The organism is Staphylococcus cohnii subsp. cohnii, assembly GCF_002902365.1.
Lineage (GTDB): Bacteria > Bacillota > Bacilli > Staphylococcales > Staphylococcaceae > Staphylococcus > Staphylococcus cohnii.
Genome location: NZ_PPQC01000017.1, coordinates 1 through 1,476, shown reverse-complemented (window position 1 = coordinate 1,476; position 1,476 = coordinate 1). Strand labels below are relative to the sequence as shown.

Genomic DNA, 1,476 nt, shown 5'->3' with positions numbered 1-1,476 from the left:
CAATTTCTTTTTGAGTAGCTTTACCGTAAGTTTTGTAGCCTTGATCAGTAGGCACACCTTCATTAAGCGATTGTTCTTTTTGTTCGTCAGTCATAGTAGTTAGTAAAAGCGTTTTTTTATGACCAAGCCGAGCGCTATAGCGCTTAAAGTCCTCTTCTGAAAAAGAACTCGCTATTTGATAAAGAGCTTCAATACCTAAGGTGTTCGACATCGAACGCTCTTGAAACTCGTCGGATACTTTTATAAATTTTCTAGCTTGCGAGTCATTAAAGTTTACTGACTTCAACCAATTTGACCATTCACCATGTGCTAAGTCATTCTCTTTCACATGTTTTAATCTTCGTCCAATTTCGAATATCGATTGACCTGCAATGTTTTGGTAACTAACACTCACAATTATTTGCTTATGTTGTATATTGCGCCTATCCACGAAAAGATGAAAGAGAAATAATACAAAGCTTAATATTACAAGCATTAATAGAGACGTAGTTATTTCATCAAAAACTAGGCTCTGTGAGAAGCTCTATATTGCATTGAATGAATGGTTACATGGATTACAGGTCATTACGTGCCGTAAATCGCTTAAATTAGACTTTTTCGTTAGTAATTATTGTGAAAAATTACACAATTTTACCTTTTAATATCAAGTTGCGGTTACAGAAAAGACGGGCTCGTTTAATTCATTTTTAAAAAGGCTGGGCGCAAATTCAACGCCTCCCTTTAAATTTAGAAATTATTTTTTCAAATTTCATTTTCTTTTTTATAATCTCCAGTATTATTTTCACTGCCCGATTAAATTATCTATCCCATTAAATTTATTCATAGTATTTAATTCACACTTACTTTATTCAATTATATTTATCGCTAAAAACTTCGCTTTTAATTCGTCTATTTAAGCAGCTTTCACACACTATTTAACAGCTTGTAACACTTTTATATATAATCATCTATACATGCGCTGTATCATTCTCTAAATGGCTACAAACACCATTGTATATAAGCAAACCATTCACGCTTAGTAACTCGTTTGTGCTTCTCATATTGTTGTTACTTATCATCTAATAACAATAATTAATATTTATATTTTTTATTTGAAATCAGAATCTTAATTTAGTTTTCGATTTACTTTTTAAATTTATTCTCACAAACTTTTTTGTAATTCAAATCTCAATTTACTTTTGTCTTTAACATTTACTTTTTGATTTGATGAATGAACTTCACAATTGAATTGAATCAACAATAGAAATTATTTATATTCAGAACACAATCAATAATGAAACTAAACAGAAGAACATCAACAAACAATTAATGTTAATTAAATAAGAACAAATGATTTAAGTTAATTGATTGAATCACTTTAAATTATAATTTGTTTCTTCTCTTTTATTATCAATGAACAATCATAACAAACAAATGAAACTCTATACACAATGAGTTTGATTACTTAATGTAATGACCTTATAAACTCTGTGTTCA

The 1,476-nt window shown here is 29.2% G+C and carries 1 protein-coding gene; it reads right to left on the bottom strand.

Translation table 11 applies throughout. The features are described from left to right. A partial coding sequence (locus CD032_RS03245; RefSeq protein WP_258026204.1) for a DUF3102 domain-containing protein occupies nucleotides 1-394 on the bottom strand: 394 nt, incomplete at its 3' end. Between the last annotated feature and the right edge of the window lie 1,082 nt (nucleotides 395-1,476).